Annotated in this window: 10 protein-coding genes and 1 pseudogene; all 11 read left to right on the top strand. The window is 42.3% G+C overall.

Translation table 11 applies throughout. From position 1 onward, the window contains the following. Nucleotides 1-141: 141 nt before the first annotated feature. The gene (locus AC58PQ_RS03055; RefSeq protein WP_497240481.1) at nt 142-6369 is read left to right on the top strand and encodes a right-handed parallel beta-helix repeat-containing protein; all 6228 of its coding nucleotides are present in this window, start codon (nt 142-144) and stop codon (nt 6367-6369) included. Nucleotides 6370-6441: 72 nt separating this feature from the next. Then, the gene (locus tag AC58PQ_RS03050; protein WP_497240480.1) at nt 6442-8544 is read left to right on the top strand and encodes an S-layer homology domain-containing protein; all 2103 of its coding nucleotides are present in this window, start codon (nt 6442-6444) and stop codon (nt 8542-8544) included. A gap of 418 nt (nt 8545-8962) precedes the next feature. After that, nucleotides 8963-10816 (top strand): heparinase II/III family protein, encoded by a 1854-nt coding sequence (locus AC58PQ_RS03045; protein WP_497240479.1) that lies wholly within the window; start codon nt 8963-8965, stop codon nt 10814-10816. Between the two features lie 19 nt (nt 10817-10835). Further along, on the top strand, nt 10836-12908 hold the full coding sequence (locus tag AC58PQ_RS03040; protein ID WP_497240478.1) for a hypothetical protein: 2073 nt from the start codon (nt 10836-10838) through the stop codon (nt 12906-12908). A 155-nt stretch (nt 12909-13063) separates the two neighbouring features. Further along, complete coding sequence (locus tag AC58PQ_RS03035; RefSeq protein ID WP_497240477.1) at nt 13064-14815, top strand: sensor histidine kinase; 1752 nt, start codon at nt 13064-13066, stop codon at nt 14813-14815. 70 nt (nt 14816-14885) lie between these two features. Then, the gene (locus tag AC58PQ_RS03030; protein WP_056615159.1) at nt 14886-15095 is read left to right on the top strand and encodes an alpha/beta-type small acid-soluble spore protein; all 210 of its coding nucleotides are present in this window, start codon (nt 14886-14888) and stop codon (nt 15093-15095) included. Nucleotides 15096-15291: 196 nt separating this feature from the next. Next, complete coding sequence (locus AC58PQ_RS03025) at nt 15292-15738, top strand: chemotaxis protein CheX (protein ID WP_497240476.1); 447 nt, start codon at nt 15292-15294, stop codon at nt 15736-15738. 19 nt (nt 15739-15757) lie between these two features. Further along, nucleotides 15758-16115, top strand: a pseudogene (locus tag AC58PQ_RS03020) (response regulator). Nucleotides 16116-16354: 239 nt separating this feature from the next. Further along, nucleotides 16355-16744, top strand: coding sequence for a hypothetical protein (locus AC58PQ_RS03015; protein ID WP_497240475.1), 390 nt, complete (start codon nt 16355-16357; stop codon nt 16742-16744). 38 nt (nt 16745-16782) lie between these two features. Then, the gene (locus tag AC58PQ_RS03010) at nt 16783-17988 is read left to right on the top strand and encodes a methyl-accepting chemotaxis protein (RefSeq protein WP_497240474.1); all 1206 of its coding nucleotides are present in this window, start codon (nt 16783-16785) and stop codon (nt 17986-17988) included. Next, nucleotides 17967-18272 (top strand): methyl-accepting chemotaxis protein, encoded by a 306-nt coding sequence (locus AC58PQ_RS03005; RefSeq protein ID WP_497240473.1) that lies wholly within the window; start codon nt 17967-17969, stop codon nt 18270-18272. The genes AC58PQ_RS03010 and AC58PQ_RS03005 overlap by 22 nt, the downstream gene beginning before the upstream one ends. The last annotated feature ends 4 nt before the right edge of the window (nt 18273-18276 follow it).

Genomic DNA, 18276 nt, shown 5'->3' with positions numbered 1-18276 from the left:
AGTAATTTAGATTACTGGAATCATATTTCAAACCATATTGAGAGCGTTTCCAAAAGTTGAGAGAAATGTCAGCTTAGTATATTCATTTATATCCTCTAAAACTTGATGAAGCCTGACTTTAATAAAAATGGAGGTAAGTTAATGCATAAGGGACTAGTAAAAAAATCGAATAAAATGATTGCCCTGTTGTTAGCGGTTCTAATGATTTGCGCGCCCATTTTATCCATGCCGGATATAACATTAGCGGCAGGTGGAACAAGCTATTATGTTGATGGTACAAATGGAAGTGACTCTAATGTTGGTTCTTTAGCAGCACCATTTAAGACCATCCAAAAAGCCGCAATTGTGGCAACTAGCGGTGACACTGTCGAGATTAAGGCTGGGGTTTACCGTGAGACGGTTACCCCATCAAGTAACAATGTAACATTTAAGAACTTCGGCAGTGACAAAGTTATCATGTCCGGCGGCGACTTGGTGACAGGATGGACAGAAACCGCAGATGCTGGTATTTTTGAGGCTAATGTGTCTTGGAATTATGATAGCGGTAACGGCAACATTGCATTTTTCACGGATTCGAGTGGTAACCCTGTATCCATGAGTCCAGCAAGATTTCCATATATTAAAGACAGTGAACTCCTAGTCAAGTCAAAGTATGGAAAATTTGTAACTGCTGCAAATGCAGATGTTGACCCATCGGGTACTGTGAATGCAGATGGACAATTTCTCACATATGACAACGAGTATATACGTGGATTGACTGGCATGACAGCGAATGCTTGGACAGGTGCACTCGTTTATGCATCGTCAAACAATGGATTCTCTGCACAGACTGGTGAAGTTATTAGCAATACGGCCAATCAAATCACTTTTAAGTGGCCGCTATCTGGATACACACCAAAATCTTTTAATCCAGGAAGTGGGATGTATCTTTCTAACAGCTATCAAGCGCTTAAGCTTATTGCTGGCGCAACTACAAAACCATCGAACGCAGCAGTGTGGTATAAAAATGTTGCTGAAGGTAAGTTGTATGTGTACTTAACAGATGCTTCTGCTACGGCTATTAACCCAAGCAGCGGTCAAGTGGAGTTCAAAAACAGAGAGAATGTTTTTAACTTAGAAGGGCGTTCACATATTACCATTCAAGGTATTAACATTCGTTCTGCGGGAGTGAACTTTAAAAACTCTCATGACAACACATTCAAAGGTGCTGTTATCGAAAAAGTAGATTCCTATAACAAACTTTTTACAATGAGTGTTCTTACTGATGGCCTTACAAAATCGTTTGAGTTAGATGGCTATAACAACACGGTACGTGATTGTGAAATCAAAGACATGTATGGTTATGGCATCAAAATGTTGGGGCATGACAATAAGGTAATCAACAACAACATTCACGATGTAGACCTTTTTGGTTATTATCAAGATGGTGTAGGTATCTTTGGCTACAATCAGCTGGTTAGCCACAACGAAATCTATAACGTGGGTCGTGCAGCCATTGGCGGTAAGTTCCAAAGCTCCGTCATTCAGTACAACAAAATGCATGATACGATGAAGATTTCCTACGATGGCGGTATCATTTACCTTGTAAACCATGACTTTGACCGTTCAGAAATTCACCACAATATTCTTTATGATGTGCCTAACTCGGCAAACGTAGAGGGGATCTATCCTGATAACGTGTCTGGAAACTTAAAAGTCTATAACAACATTGTCTACAACACGAAAGTTGCTATGCTTATTAATTTGCCTAACGAGCGTATGACTATTGTAAACAATACAATTCACAACTCAAAAGACAATAGTTTTGGCAATTGGGGCGACACTGCAGACCAACTTGAATCTTTTGGAACGGTACTCATGGGCAACATCTTGGGTGGCGGATTTGCCACCCAAACGGCAGGTGGAGCAGTTGAGCAATTTAATACTACGGGTGCGAATGCTGTTATTGGCGCCATTTTTGTAGACCCAGCCAATGGCGATTTCAGACTGAAAACACCAGAACAGTATCGAAGCATAGAAATTCCAGGTGTGACAGATGGACACACGACTGGTTTTGCTGTACAAGGCGCAGTTCAGCCGGGAGTAGTTTGGACTGCTGGCTATGATATGGCGAATGCTTCAAACATTAACCCAACGTTCCAGTTGAAGAATTTACCTTATCAACAGTTGCTAAAGAACGGCGGTTTTGTGGAAGGATTGGCTAATTGGACTACCGTAGGTTCTCCATCAATCATTACACATAACGCATGGGATTTTAGAAACGGTGGACAAACAGCAAAAGGTATGCTAATAAAAGATGGCTACACAGGTGCAGTCCTAAAAAATGACGAACAGATTTCCCAAACAGTTACTGTAAAGCCAAACACCAAGTACACGGCCTCGCTTTGGGGTAAGGTAATGGGTGAACGTAGATACTATACAGATGCAATTCCAGTCACACCAGCAACCGCTCCTGATTCTTTTTCTTTCCGTAATTCAGAAGGCGCCTTTATTTCAGGTTCATCTGTTACACTCAAATTTCCAGGTGTTGAGTTCGCAACAGGTGTAGACAAAGTATATTTTGGTACTGCTTCTGAAAACTCTGCTGGTAAGATAGAGATGTTTAACGGTGACCCAGCGGCAGGCGGCCTGTTGATGGCTACGCAGGTACTGGGTAGTAATGTGGGTTGGGGTTATAGGGTCTTAAATAATCTGGCAAACGTACCTGCAGACGGTGCATCAGCGGATATTTACTTGAGGTTTACAAACACAAACACAGCGTCTTTGGCACGTATTTGTATGTTTATGGACTTCGTCGTATTTAAACAAACGCCAGTAGCAGCCTCAGACTATCTTGAATTGGGCATTACTGGGCTTGCAACGAATCCTCTTGTCAAGCAAGCAACGGCTTCCACCTTTGGTGTCGCTGGTGCGTCAGCCCGCCCTACACATAGTATTAGTTTTACAACTGGACCGAATGATACCAGTTTGACTTACTATGTGAAAAAAGGTGGTACCAACACGTTAAGAGGCTACATTGACGAGTTGGGATTATCAGAGGATGCAGCTTACAGCCCTGTCTATCCAGCGGGAAGCACATACTTTAATGGCTTTGAAGATTCATGGCATCCTGCTAACTGGACTTGGGGCTCGGGTACGCCTCTTCTCGATTCAACGATGAAGTCAGAGGGTAACTATAGCTATAAACTAGATGGCTCTGTAGACAAAAATGCAGTTTATAGAGTATTAAGCTCATCTTATGCAAAGGTTGCAACAGTAGATTTCTATGACGACATGGCGGCAGGGAATAAGAGCCTTATTGCACATGTTGACAGCAGTGGCGCAACAAACTTTGATAAGATTGCTTCTATGCATGGCGCAGGTATCCACACTGCAAATTCTGCAACGAATTACTCGATGACACTTGGCACAGGTGTGTGGCAAACGTCAACCGTTCCTCGTACGCCAGGTTGGCATACACTGACATTTGATTATTCATCTGGTATTGGTGTGGAAATTTTTATTGATCAAGTTTGGGTAGGGTATTCCAACAAATCTTTATCTTTTAACACGATTGCGTTGGGAGACTTTTTCACAGGGGAAAACAGCACAGGTAACTTTGATAATGTGAATGTTATGGATACAACCGCTCTCAAAGGACCGTTGGACGTCACTGTACCAAACAACTTGACAGTGGGAACGGCACTAACGACAGACACCAGTGCTGTAGTGAACTTTGCTCCTAAAGTCAAAGGTGGAAATAATCCGCAAGTTTCCATGACTGTGACAAATGCTCTTGGTACAAATCAGCCATTTACATCTGGTGGATCACTTCCTGTTGGTTTGTCCACGATGACCGTTACGGTAACGGATGGTGCTACAGTCATCACAAAGACTTTTTTTGTGAATGTCATCAAGACATACTACTTTGACAACTTCGAGAATGATCCAGTAGACATCTCTGGCGGAAAGGCTAACACAACTAACAGTGCAAATCCTACTTTGATGGGACCTTGGAAGGCGAATACTTCCGGAACTGCTGGAATTGTAGCAGCAACACCTGCTACGACTAATCAATTTAATTTTGATGGCTATAGTAGTTTTGGCTCTGCTGCTGTTGCCACAAGTAATGATGGCAGAAACTTAAATGCGATTAACCAGACTCAAGCCGGATGGGATTTCCGTAACAAGGTCGTTACTGCTTGGTATTACGACGCTGATCCTACCGCTGCTATTGTTAATCAGGTTTTACAAGTGAAAAGTAGTACTGCTCCTGCGAACTCTTGGTTCCTAGGACAGTATTCTAATGGATCACAAGGTTCATCATCAATATATAGTATGCGTACAGTGACTACGAAGATTGGTGCTACGGCTAACCAGTTTATTCCGTCCGGTACTTCAAGAACAGCAGGGTGGCATCAATTAAAGATTGACTTTACCCCAGCTACTACTACCGATATGTATATTGATGGTACGCGGGTACGTCAAGAACCAAGGACAACAGAAGTTCCTAATTACATTGCCTTAGGTGACTTGTGGGAGAATGCAATTTCAAAAGCTGTAACTACTTACTGGGACAACGTAGCGGTAACCACCTCATTAGACACCATGGGGCCTACGATCACACCATCAGCTAATGCGACCACATACTTTGCGGATACAACTGGTGTAGCTGTTGATAGTGCTATCTCATTTAAAGATCTGGATACCGCCGATATTCCTAATACTGCAAAAGTAATGGTAAGTATCGTGGATGGCTTTAAGAGTGCTGAAGACGCATTGCAGCTTACTAATGCTCCTGCCACAATGGGGGATATCGTAGGCAGCTATGATGCAAACACAGGTATTCTTACGCTTTCTTCTGCAAGTGGTGCAACGGCTGCTCAATGGCAGGCCGCATTGCAAGCTGTGCAGTACAAAAACAACTTAGCAACTCCAACGATGGCACCTCGTAGCGTGAGTTTTGTAGGCTATGATGGTATCAATCTAGGAAATTCGGTTAACAAAACGGTTGCAATTTCATTAAATAAACTACCAGTAGTTTCTAACACAACACTTACAGCTACTGTAAACACAGCAGTTTATCTTGCGGCTACAAGCTTTGGTTTCAGTGATCTCGATGGTGATGCCTTGGCCAGTGTCAAGATTCTTACACTACCAACACATGGAACATTGAAGTTAAATGGAACAACTGTAGTGGCAGATCAAGTGGTTCTAGCAAGTGAGCTTGCCAACTTGACCTATACGCCAACTACTGATTATGTAGGAGCAGATGTATTTACATGGAATGGTTTCGATGGAAACCGCTTTGCGACATCAGGTGCAGCAATTCAAGTCAACGTAATAACAATCCCTGTTCCTGGCCATACGATCACGGCAAGTGCTGGAAGCAACGGTACGATTAGCCCGAGTGGCGAAGTAACTGTAGCCGTAGGAGCAGACCAAGCCTTCATAATCACACCGAACAGTGGTTATATGATCGATACGTTGACAGTTGACGGTGTCAATGCAACAGTAACAGGTAATACTTACATGTTTACCAATGTGACCAGCAATCATTCAATTCATGTTACGTTCAAGGTTTATCAAGGAGCTCAATTGACGGGTCCAGCTTCCGTTATAACCGGTGAGTCTCTAAGCTTGACATATAGCTTGGTGAATGTAACCGAAAATGTTTACGCCCAAGATCTTACAGTCAACTTCAATCCGGGACAACTGCAATTTGTGTCTGTAGAGTCGCTTATTCCAGGAGTTTCAGTTGTTGGAGAATCCGACGCCGCTGGATCCGTAAGAATTCTTACAGCAGCTACAGGATCGAGTATTGCGGTTGCAGGAACGATGGATGTTCTGAAGCTAAACTTCCAGACCAAACTGATTGACCAAACGGTAATCAGCTCGATTTACTTAAATAATGTTGTCGTTGCTGATGTATATGGTGTTGAAACACCATTAAATAGCGATTCTGCCTTCAACGTTCAGCTTACCTTTCCGGTTGTGGATAGAACGGAGCTAAACGCGAAGATCGCAACGGCCCAGGCGAAAGTCGATACAGCATTGATTAGCTCAACAAGATGGGGACATTATTCGCAAAGTGCAGTCGATGCGTTAAAAGCAGTGATTAGCAATGCACGTACAATTACCAACAGTGTCAACGCAACCCAGTCTCAAGTAAACCAGGCTGTCATCAACTTAGACGCAGCATTGGCAACATTTGCGGGAGCGGTGAATACGAGAGCAAGCATAGGTGATTTGGCTCTATTATCAAGAAATTATGGGGCAACCTCCAACCGTTCCGATTGGACTTCGCTTCAAATGTATGACCTTAATCATGACAACAAGTTAGATATCATCGACCTTGCTGCCATGGCTAGAAAGATTCTTGGACAGTGATCTAGTAAAATGTTAAGATTTGAGGGGGGTAGCGATACCTCCCTCAAATTATTATTGAAAGGAATGATTTTTTTGAAGTACAAAATGCTGAACTTGATCCTAATATTATGCTTGGTTTGGATAATGCCACAGGGTGCGTCGGCTGCTAACAGTCCTGACTTCACACTAACGCTTAATAACGATCATCCGACATCTGGGGATACAATTCAGGTTACGGTATCGGGACAAGGATTAACAGATTTATATGCTTATGAAGTCACTTTGGAGTTTGACTCCGATCATTTGAATTACGAGAGCTGGACAGCTCCGGCATCAGGTTATTCGGTAGATCCGCACGTATCGGGTAACCAACTTATTTTTGCGCATACGAAAATAGGAAACATTATTGGAGATAACGGGAATCTGGATTTAGGTACGATAACCTTTAAGACGAAAGGCAACGGTATCACTGCCGTATCCCTTAATAGTGTGACGCTTGTAGATTCGAAGTTAGAATCGAAGCTACAAACTTCCAATGCAATAGTTTCCGCTACGATATCAGCGTCTTCACCTCATATGATTACTGCTAGTGCAGGCAGCAATGGTTCGATTAGCCCGAGCGGCAGCGCTATTGTGAATCATGGAGCAGATCAAACGTTTACGATCACACCAGACATCGGTTATATGATAGACAAGCTTACGGTAGACGGAACGGATGCAACGATAACAAGCAATACCTACAGGTTTACCAATGTAAGGAGCAATCATACGATCCAGGTTACGTTTAAGCCAGTACCACCGACGGCTCATACGATCACAGCATCAGCTGGAAGCAACGGTATTATTAGCCCGAGCGGCAGCGCTATTGTGAATGATGGAGCAAATCAATCGTTTACCTTCACTCCGAACAGCGGTTATATGGTTGATACATTGCTCGTAGACGGTACAAATACAACGGTAACAAACAATACGTACACGTTCACAAACGTAACGAGCAATCATACGATCAATGTTACGTTCAAGCAAACAACAGTAGTACCAGAGGTGCCAGTGATACCAGTAGTACCAGTACCAACACCAACGGACACCTTCATTATTAAAGAGAACCAACTAACGAACAGCGAAAACGGAAGCACGACTGTCGAGATTCCAGCAAACGCTACGGAAATCAAACTTCCAGGGAATGCAGCCGAGCTGATTCAGCAAAACAAATTGGATATCAAATCAGATGTATTGACCCTTTCTATCCCATCCGAGGTGCTTAAGCAACTAACAGGAACGCTTTCTGCGGATGAATTAAAGGGTGGAACGATCTCACTGAAGATGGATCCGCTATCCAATGCTGATGCGAAAGAACTTATCAATAAAAGTAGCCAATTTTCAAATTCAGAAAATAAACTAGTCGGCGATGTTTATGAATTCAATTTATCCTTCCAAACATCTGACGGCAAAACGATCAATCTCTCGAAGTTTGATAAGCCGATTACGATTGAGCTAAAGGTTAATCCTTCGATGAATCCGAAATTTGCAGGAATCTATTATATTGCGAATGACGGTAAACTTGAGTATGTCGGCGGCAAAGTAGACAATGGTGTTATCACTGCCGAGATTAAACACTTTAGTAAATATGCAGTTCTCGAAGTTACGAAGACATTCACAGATGTGCCATCTGAACATTGGGCTTCCAACGTAATCAAAGAGCTTGCAGCGAAGCAAATCTTGAATGGTACGAGCGCTACTACATTTGAACCTGGACGTAGTGTAACTCGTGCTGAATTCACAGTGCTTCTGGTCAGAGCTTTGAAACTTACGGAAAAAGGTCAAACAACTTTTGCCGATGTAACATCTAGCGATTGGTATGCCGACGCGGTATCCATCGCAGTGAAAGCAGGAATTGTACAAGGTAAGAGCGAGACATTGTTTGATGCAAACGCACAAATTACTCGTGAAGAAATGGTTACTTTACTTCTCAGAGCATACGAGTTTAAGAACGGTAAAGCAGTTAGCAATGCCTCTCACTCCTTTGCAGATGAAGTTCAAGTATCATCATGGGCAACTGAATTTGTGAAAACCGCGGCTGCACTTAACTTGATTCAAGGTCGCGCAGACAACAAATTCGATCCGCAAGGCATTACGACTCGTGCCGAAGCAGCTCAAGTGCTGTACAACTTATTACTAGCTACAAAGGCGCTGTAAGAGATATTCCGAACGAAGAACCGTCCTCATTTTTCTGAGGACGGTTTTTTCTTACGTGATGAATAGGTCTATTCCATATTGGGATAGACCTATTTGTGCAAGAAAACAACATTTTAGTTTAATTAAGCTAAACTTTAAATGGGCAAATTAAAGTAATATATGGGTATCAAGCTTAATGACAGGCCCCCGTATATTTAGATGATTTGAACGTAACTTGAAGGTTATAAAAAAGTAACTTTAATTGTTTTTCGTATCTAATTTTTATCGAAAAATCAATATAATAGCTTTATCTTTAAATTGGCTCCCTATGCATACGTATCCCTGTTTCGTAAAATAAAAGTATAGAACAAACATCGAAAGGAGTCATTGCAACACATAGCAATGGCTCTATTTTAATATGAAGGAGTGGATCATAAAGATGCTACAGAAATTAACTTTTCGTCAACTTAAAAATGCTTTGGAAGAAACGCAACAGTTACCGCGTACCCTTTATGCAGAAGCAACCGATGCTGAGAATTGGAGACGCATCCGGGAAGATGTGAACTACGCTGAATTCTGGCATTCCTTAGAGAAGAAAGCCGCGCAATTAATTGAAAATCCTGTTCGAGCACCACTTTTTACGGAGTTCACTTTATTTGGTGAAACAGGAGATAGAGAGACATTTCAAACTATTCGTGATCAACTATATGCAGGCATACATACCTTCAGCATGCTTGCGATGACAGAGGATAAACCAGAATGGAAGTCAGGTCTCGAGAATGCCATCTGGAACATATGTAACGATTATACTTGGGTGTTACCAGCACATGTTGGACTATACGTGAATGAATATCCAAATGGCATTTGGGATCAACCTGTACCGCCTCGTGAAACGGTTGATCTTCTGTCAGCGATGAACGCCTTCACATTGGCGGAAACGGTTCATTTGCTTCAAGCTCGCTTGCATCCATGGGTGGTTCATCGTGTGAAAGAGGAGATTGAAAGGCGTATCTTCCAAGTGTATTTTCAGGACCCTACACCTCAAAACTGGGAATTGAAAACAAACAATTGGCCAGCAGTTTGCTCCTCTAGTATTGGGGCGACAGCTATTTATATGATCGAGGATAGTGAGAAGCTGGCTGGCATGCTGTGGCGTGTGATTGGGGTGCTGCGGAATTACTTCTCCGGATTTGATCGGCAAGGTGCGACACCAGAAGGGCCAGCATATTGGCAGTATGGGTTTTCACACTTTGTTTATTTTGCAGAATTGTTAAAAGAACGCACGCATGGACGTATTTCACTTCTCAGCGATGAGAAGGTCGCAGCGATCTCGCAGTTCCCGCAATTTTGTATGCTATCTGGAGGGAAGGTTGTCAATTTCTCCGATTCTGCCGACGAAGTCACCTTGAATCTTGGGCTTATCCAGCGGTTACAGCACTATGTACCAATGCTGCAACTTCCCACGGACGCATACCGAATGAAACCCGTTCCAGGCAATTGGCTAGATGTAACCAGATTGATGCTGTGGTCACTGGATTCAGAAATCGCGGTTTCAGCGGAAGATAGCGAGCGGCTTCAAGAACAGATTTTTACGGGAAATCAATGGGTTATTTCGAAAGTAAGGGATTCACATGGTGGTATTACTGCATTTGCTGCTAAAGGTGGGCATAATGAAGAGCCGCACAATCATAACGATCTCGGGCACTTTATTTTACATGTCAATGGTCAGAATGTGTTGGCAGATTTAGGGTTAGGGCGCTATACCAGACAATATTTTCAACCTAAAATTAGGTACGAGATGATAAACGCAGGTTCTCACGGGCATTCCGTTCCGATTATAGATGGCTGCAGACAAGGATTTGGGAAATCCTACAGGTCCGAAATCCTACACCAACAAGTCTCAGAAGATAGCCTGCAAGTAACCCTTGATTTGACCAAAGCTTATGAATGCGGTGCATTGGATCGCCTCACACGTGAATTTGTTTGGGAGCGTCCATTAGATGAGAGCCCCCAATTGGTTATAACGGATCGTGTCGTATTGAATAAAGCGTCAGCTACGTTTCAAGAGATATTTATAAGTTCTATAGAGCCCAAAGAGACAGGTATCGGTCGGTTACAAATGAATTCAGTGACACTATTCTATGATCCAGTGCAGTGGAATCTTGAAATTGAGCACCTATTGGTAGACTCACACTATAAATCGGGCATGCCATTTTACCGGATTGTTCTGGATCACACGCAAGTGGAACAGGAAATGACGGCCCAGTTTCGGTTTGAAATCAGAGAAGGTTAATTATACTTGGAGGTGCAGCATGTTTACCGCAGATGAGATGACTTATTTAGAAAGTTTAAAAGGACCCAACCCTATTCAACCCCACATTGATAGGTTTCAACAAGAAAGTAAGCACGATAATTTGGAAGTAACCGGGTTAACTCGTGACAAATATCTGGATTTTGCCGAAGCGCGAGTTCGTCAGTTTTTTCCTTTTCAAAGTGAAACTGGCGGGATCTTGGATCCAAGTGATGGGAAAGAGCATGAGTTTACGACCGCTTCGTTTGCCAAAGCTGGGGCGGTTCTGCTCGCGAATGGACGCTGTAAGGATTTACAAGAACTGATTTTGCTTGCGATGGATTGGGCTTGTACCTGTTTAGGTGAGAATAGAGTTCCGGATGACCACGCTGATTTCACAACCCACATGTTGGTTCGGGCCTTTCAACTGCTGACGCCGATGGCTGAGTCGAAGAGAAGCGATGCCTGGAGAATGAATTTGTCGGGCGTTGAGCCAGAGTCCTTCTATTGTCAAACGGTTCGGAATTTCCCAGATATTCGTACCATTCGTAACTGGGCTACCTATGCCATGCATGGTGAAATGATGAGACATAGCGAAGGGTTAACGGACTCTCTGGCTTTCATTGATAAGTATTTGAAACCGCAAATGACGCGATTCACACGGGAAGGGCTCTACCGCGATCCCAATTTACCGTCCGCCTATGATTTAGCGGCGCGTCAACAGCTTAGTGGATTAATTGATGCTGGATATACTGGCGAATGGAAGGAATTCCTGGAATCACAGCTGCGCAAAGGTGCCCAAACGATGCTGTTTATGCAATCTACTACAGGTGGGACGAGCTCAGGAGGCAGGAGTAATCAGATTATTTGGAATGATTTGACCTTTGCCAATCTGTGTGAACGTGAAGCCTCGCTCTATGCGAAGGAAGGGGATCTAGCATGGGCAGGCATCTTCAAGCGCGCTGCACGCAAAGCGCTGCAATCGATTATGCGGTGGATCGAAGACCCCATAGAATTTCGTTTATTGAAAAATCGGTTCGATAGCGAGCTTCGAAATGGCTGGGAGTTTTACGCCTATTATTCCACGTACAGTTTATATGCGGCTCAAATTGCTGCATCGTGCTTTGAAAGTGCGAATGAAAGTATTCCAGAGAAGGCTACCCCTTCGGATATAGGCGGGTATGTGGTGCCGATTGAATCCTTTCATCGGATCTATGTGACAACCGGACAGCAGCAAGGCGGCTATCATCTCGTGATGGATACGGCTGCGCAAATGGGGCATGATGCAACCGGTTGGGTTCGGCTACATAAAGCGAATTGCCCTGAGGAAACGGCTCTCTCGATGGGGATTCCAGGGCTGAATGGCAATGTTCATTTGAATTATTTTGTGGCTAAACAAATCATTCCACGTCCCCATACACCAGCAGCGATCGGACTGTCCTGGAGGGATGGAGGCGGTGTCTGGCACAGGTTAGCTGGCTTTGGCAGAAGAAAGCACGAAGCGTTTGCGGCGCTGGATGAGGATGGAGTACCCGTCAAGCCTGAGAAACTGCATTGGCAGACTCACCTTGAACAAGTGACTATGGGTGGAGAAGCACTTTCCTTCCAAGTGCGTTACAGCTCAACCGGGCTGCAGCTCTTAAACGATATGGATTTACGAACACCAGATGACGATCTTCATCCAGCCTATAAACGAGGCATAGCTGATATGCTGCCAAGGCCAGGTATAGAGGGGGTTACAGGTATTACAGAATCCTATCGGATTGCTTACGAAGGTGTCACCACCGAATGGTCCGTGGAAGCGACAGAAGATATGCCATTATCCGCAATGGGTGTCACAGTTCCAGTTCTCGTATCCAATGGAACAGATGAGAGTGATATACGGATGGAAGGGAATAAGCTTGTTGTCTCCTATGGTAATGCCAGCTATGTGATCCAGCCTGAAGGTGATAATGATGAGCTAGAACTCGAGCTTCTTCCTGGATTGATGCCGAATCGCAATGGAAACTATCGCCTCGCACAATGGATAAGTAAGGATGTGAAGAGAACGATTGCTCTTCATTTCGCATTAGAGAGACCCGAATTTTTAGGATAAAATAGGCAGATTACAATGTAGAAAGACAACAACAAGAGGCAGTTTGTTGTTGTCTTTTGTACTTTTCAATGTTATGCATTAAAATTTATATGTAAAATTCGACAAAATAGCCTTATAATAGAGAAATAAATTGCCTTTTGAGGGAGATCGTAAGCATGTTTGCATCTTTAGAAAAATTCCCGTTAAAAACAATATTGATTTTTCTAATCGCGGTTTTAAGTATGAATATTACTTATTTCCAACATTCGAAGGTTCTTTTAAATAATCACCAACAAGAGAAAATAGACCTTGTGACGTCTACGATTACAACAGAGCTTAATAAGCTGAGTGAAGTAGAAGCAACGTATGATGAAATGCTTGCACATAGGCTAAGGATGGCATCTATTGCTATCGAAAAGTCTTTACGTCCTGATTTTCATCAGGTTTCAAACGATCAGTTAGTCGAATTGGCCAAGCAACTGAATCTAGATGGTATTACGTTATTTGAGAGACGAGATGATGACTTTATTGGGGTGAGATCCTCGGATCCCAAAGAAATCAATGTAAGCTCGAAAACGTGGGGCATTGTGTATGCAGCCCAATTGCAGTTAACTGACCTGAAAACTGTCGATGTAGGCGCTGGTGTAACCCTCGACCACTATTGGAGCGGCCCTATTGATACGGCCTCAACCGATGTCGCGAACATACGGAAATGGGGGCAATATTATGATGCAACAACCAATTACATTATTAATCCTTATTTGAATGTAACCAATAGTATTGCGCATTATCAAGAAAAAGTAGGCGTGGATATTAGCATCCAGGAGCTGCTTGCAAATAACAAAGGAAATTTTATGGAAATTGGGGTCTTAAATCCGGAAAAGATCTTCGATAAGGGACCTACTCCCTTTGATAGAGGCAACTTTTATTCGGAGCGGCTCGTTTTAAACGGTTCTTATGTGTATAGAGATAACGGGGAAGAGGTTAAAATTAAGGAAGCGTTAGAAAAAAATAAAACGGTTCTTTACAATGTCAACATAAATGGGAAAAACATTTTGAAAAGTTTTACACCTATTGAAACTTCAAATCTGAAGTACAAACGGGATGATTTGCCTAAAGTGATCATGGTTGCAATCGATTATAGCCAAATAGAAAATACATTAACACAGCAGTTTCGTGAAGTGTTCATATTCATGAGCATTGTCACATTGTTGGTTGGTGTTGTTATCATCATCCTTTATTCGATTACGCGGAAGAAGAATGAAGGAGCTGTCAAGACCGTTCAAGATGTCTACTTAGAGAACATTAATTCCATTGTTCAGTCTATCAAAGAACAGCGCCATGATATCATCAACCATATTACGACCATCTCGTGGATGATTAAATTGAAGAAATATGAAAGCTTGCAAGAATATATCGATCCCTTAATCCAGGATGCTAAATTGATGGACAACAAAATTAAAGCAGTTGAAATTAATATTCCAGCATTAAGCGGAATTATTCATGCTAAGCTAGCGCAATCCGAATTGCATAACATTGACATGCAGGTTGATTTAAAAAATATGGAAAACTTGCGACTGACGACGATTAAGGCTACGGATCTAGTTCGCATCTTGAGTAATTTAATTGATAATGCTTTTGACGCGACCATGGAACTTCCAATTTATGAAAGAAATGTGATCGTAGTTGGGAAAGTTCAAGTGAATCAACTCATTATCAAGGTATATAATACTTGTAATATTGGACCTGAGCTTAGTACCCAAATATTTGAATCGGGGTTTTCCACAAAAACAGGAAAGCACAATAAAGGCCTAGGGCTTCATATCATCAAACAGTTAATTGAACAATATAAAGGCAGTATTGATTTTACATCGCAAAAAGATAGTGTTACGTTCTCGGTTGTCATTCCACTCAAACATGAAAATTAATATTTGAATGTATAAGATTTCCTTACACTCCACATCCTATGTGTACACCACGAGAAGGAGTGATTTATGAATGGCTAACAATAACACATTGCTAGTTCCACAAGCTAAGGCCGCTTTAAATCAATTGAAGTATGAAGTTGCGCAGGAGTTAGGAATTGCACTGCAACCGAATGGTTACAATGGCAATCTTCTAACACGCGACGCGGGTTCAATCGGTGGTACGATCACTAAGAGATTGGTGCAAATAGCTGAACAACAACTGCAAGGCTTTAAACGCTAAACAATTGGATTTAGGCGCATGTACCAAAAGACTACAATCACTCTTCCTACTCGGGTGAATGCAGTCTTTTTTTTCGTTCTGATTTCACATACATCTTTAACATTTAGGAACGTAGATACCTAACAATTATAGACTAAAGTGAATATATGGATAAGAAGTCAAAACGGGTTCAGTAGGCTGAATAGGGGAGACAAGAATGACACAAAACTTGCAAAATTTATTACTGGACAGTGTAAGGGTTTCGATCGGCAACATGATTCCACAATCGTTAGATCAAGCAGAAGTAAGTACAAGCAATGATCCGATCAGCAAGGATGAAATTGGTGTCTCCATTAATTTTACGAACAGTGAGTATAGTATGATACTTGACGGGCAGCGCGTTGTTTTTAGCCGAATGAGCGAAGCGATTTTTGGGATGTATATGGAAGGTGAGATGCTCGATAGCTGTGTTAGTGAAATTGCTAACATTATTGCGGGTGGAACCACGACGATACTAGGTGAGCAAGGTGTTTCACTGGATATCACGACGCCGTCTTTGCTGGAAGATAATTTTAATTTTAATGAACAGGCAAGCAAGCTGATGTTGCCGATTTCGATCGAGACGGTTGGAGATATCCGAGTGGTCTTACTGAAAGATCTTTGATAAGAGGGAGCGATATGTGATGGCAAAGATTTTAATCGTAGATGATGCAGCTTTCATGCGAATGATGCTGAAGGATATTTTGACAAAAGGCGGTCATGACGTTGTAGGTGAAGCGGAAAATGGACTGGTCGCGATACAGAAGTACCAAGAGCTGAAACCGGATATTGTGACGATGGATATTACGATGCCGGAGATGGAAGGCGTGGAAGCCGTAAAGGAAATTAAGAAAAAAGATGCGAATGCCAAAATTGTTATGTGTTACAGCGATGGGTCAGCAGGGTATGGTTGTTCAAGCGATTCAGGCTGGGGCCAAAGATTTTATTGTAAAGCCTTTTCAAGGCGATCGCGTTTTGGATGCTATTCGCAGAGCTATATAACTCATAAGAAAAACGTTCATCACTTTGCTTAACAAGCAAGAGGATTGGCGTTTTTCTTCCAGGTGAATGCCAGTCTTAATTCCGATTTTTTACCTTGGTTTTGTCAAAATCATTAGCTAATTATTAGCAAAAAACATGATTAGCTAAAATCCGAAATAGAAGTTTCACAACATTTAATCGGTAAGATAAGGATATGTGAAAGATACAACTTTGATAAGGAATTGCGAGGGCCTGCACGAATGAATCTAATCCACTACTATCGCGAGCAATTTCTCGAATTAATAACACAATTCGAGCCTAATTGGGAGGAGGATCCATCTTATAAATGTGGTTTTCGCTGGAATGCTTATACGACTAACATGTATAAAGAAATGTTTCAGATGACTCGAATTCAAGGTGAACCATTGTACATCATGTACGCAATCGAACTTCCTGAGAAATACAAAAACACGAATATAAGTGAAGTCGTTAAGAATGTATCCTCTTCCTATGAACTTTCGATGTATGATTTCTCGGATAAGATTCTCTTAACCTCTTGCGTCCCGATTGAAAATTTACAACAAACATCATTAGGATTTTTAAATCAAGCGCGTGGGGAAATCATTGATCTTGTGTTCTCAGCTATTTAATTTAGAGATATGTAACCAACAATTAGGGGGATTTTCCGATGAAGGCAACCATTAAAACGAAATTATTAGCAGGATTTATCCTTGTACTTGCTCTAACATTCACAGTTGGTTTAGTGGCTATTCTTAGTATGAATTCGATCCAAAAATCAGCTGTTACTGTGCAAGGAAATTGGCTTCCTAGTATTCTCAAAATTAATCATATTCAGAATGAGTTTAGTGAAGTCAGAGTGATGTACCACCAGATCATTGTTGAAAGTGAAACGGATAAAATTGCTAGTGCACAAACGTCCATCCTCAAAAGTAAAGAAAATGCTTTAAAAAAAATGAGGGCCTATGCTGATTTTGTAAACTCGCCCGAAGAAAAGTCGATTTATGAGAGTCTATTAGCCTCAATGACAACCTATTTGAACCAAGCGGACCCGATTATTCAACTGGCAAGCAAGAATGAAGATAAGCTAGCTTATGATTTGGTCGTCCAAGTTCGGCCAGCTCGCACACAAGTGACAGAATTATTTGCTAAATGGATTGCCTACAACGACGTTGGTTCCAAGGCTGAGGTCGATACTGCTGTGGATAAAAATCAATCTGGAACGGCCATGATTCTTATTTTCGGTGCATTGGCTATCATTATTGGAATAAGTGTTGCGTTATATTTGTCAGGCAGCATCTCCAAAACGGTTCAGTCCCTTTTATCTGTTGTCAAGAAAGCATCGGAAGGTAACTTGAGAGAGAAAGCAACTTCGAAAACAAAGGACGAGCTCGGAGCATTAGCCGAGGCCTTTAATGATATGTTAGGAAATCTTCGAGTCCTCATTAGTAAAACCGTATCCTCATCACAAAATGTAGCAGCGGCGGCAGAAGAGATTTCTGCGACGACGGAACAAATCGCCAAAGGAAGCATGCATCAAGCGGAGTCAACACAAACGGTAAACAGCTTATTTAAAGAGCTTTCCCTTGCCATTGACTCCGTTGCTAAAAATGCAGAAGTGGTTGCTGAGCTATCGGAACAAACAAGAAATGGCGCTAAAGAAGGCGGGATCGCTGTACAAGCTTCCATCACATCTATGGGGAATGTCACGAAGCAGATGTCTTTGCTTGAGCAAGACGCACAAAAGATTGGCCACATTATTGAGGTCATTGATGATATTGCAGACCAAACGAATCTATTAGCGCTCAACGCAGCGGTGAAGCGACGAAACAAATTGCCATTATTATTAAGGGTATGCAAACGAATACGGATTTGAGTGTCAAAGCTGTTTCAGAAGCAGCTGACTTATCGGAGCGTACGGGTATTCAGTTTGATAATATCGTCCGCATGGTTGCGAGTACAGCGCAGCAAGTTAATGAAATTGCAGCTGCTAGTGAGGAGCAATCCGCGCAATCGGAAGAAGTACTTAGCTTTATTCAGAACATTGCCTCAGTGAGCCAAGAGTCTGCGGCTGCTGCCGAGGAAACGGCGAGCTCGTCCCAATCGTTAGCTGCATTAGCAGATGATTTGAATCAATCCGTTTCCAATTTCAAAGTGTAGAGGG

It is taken from the genome of Paenibacillus sp. J22P143, assembly GCF_059692035.1.
This window is presented reverse-complemented; position numbering and strand designations above follow the sequence as displayed.

What these genes read in the sequence shown, in the direction of transcription:
- AC58PQ_RS03055 (WP_497240481.1), top strand. Translation starts at nt 142, where the DNA reads ATGCATAAGGGACTAGTAAAAAAATCGAATAAAATGATTGCCCTGTTG.
- AC58PQ_RS03045 (WP_497240479.1), top strand. Translation starts at nt 8,963, where the DNA reads ATGCTACAGAAATTAACTTTTCGTCAACTTAAAAATGCTTTGGAAGAA.
- AC58PQ_RS03040 (WP_497240478.1), top strand. Translation starts at nt 10,836, where the DNA reads ATGTTTACCGCAGATGAGATGACTTATTTAGAAAGTTTAAAAGGACCC.
- AC58PQ_RS03035 (WP_497240477.1), top strand. Translation starts at nt 13,064, where the DNA reads ATGTTTGCATCTTTAGAAAAATTCCCGTTAAAAACAATATTGATTTTT.
- AC58PQ_RS03030 (WP_056615159.1), top strand. Translation starts at nt 14,886, where the DNA reads ATGGCTAACAATAACACATTGCTAGTTCCACAAGCTAAGGCCGCTTTA.
- AC58PQ_RS03025 (WP_497240476.1), top strand. Translation starts at nt 15,292, where the DNA reads ATGACACAAAACTTGCAAAATTTATTACTGGACAGTGTAAGGGTTTCG.
- AC58PQ_RS03015 (WP_497240475.1), top strand. Translation starts at nt 16,355, where the DNA reads ATGAATCTAATCCACTACTATCGCGAGCAATTTCTCGAATTAATAACA.
- AC58PQ_RS03010 (WP_497240474.1), top strand. Translation starts at nt 16,783, where the DNA reads ATGAAGGCAACCATTAAAACGAAATTATTAGCAGGATTTATCCTTGTA.
- AC58PQ_RS03005 (WP_497240473.1), top strand. Translation starts at nt 17,967, where the DNA reads ATGCAAACGAATACGGATTTGAGTGTCAAAGCTGTTTCAGAAGCAGCT.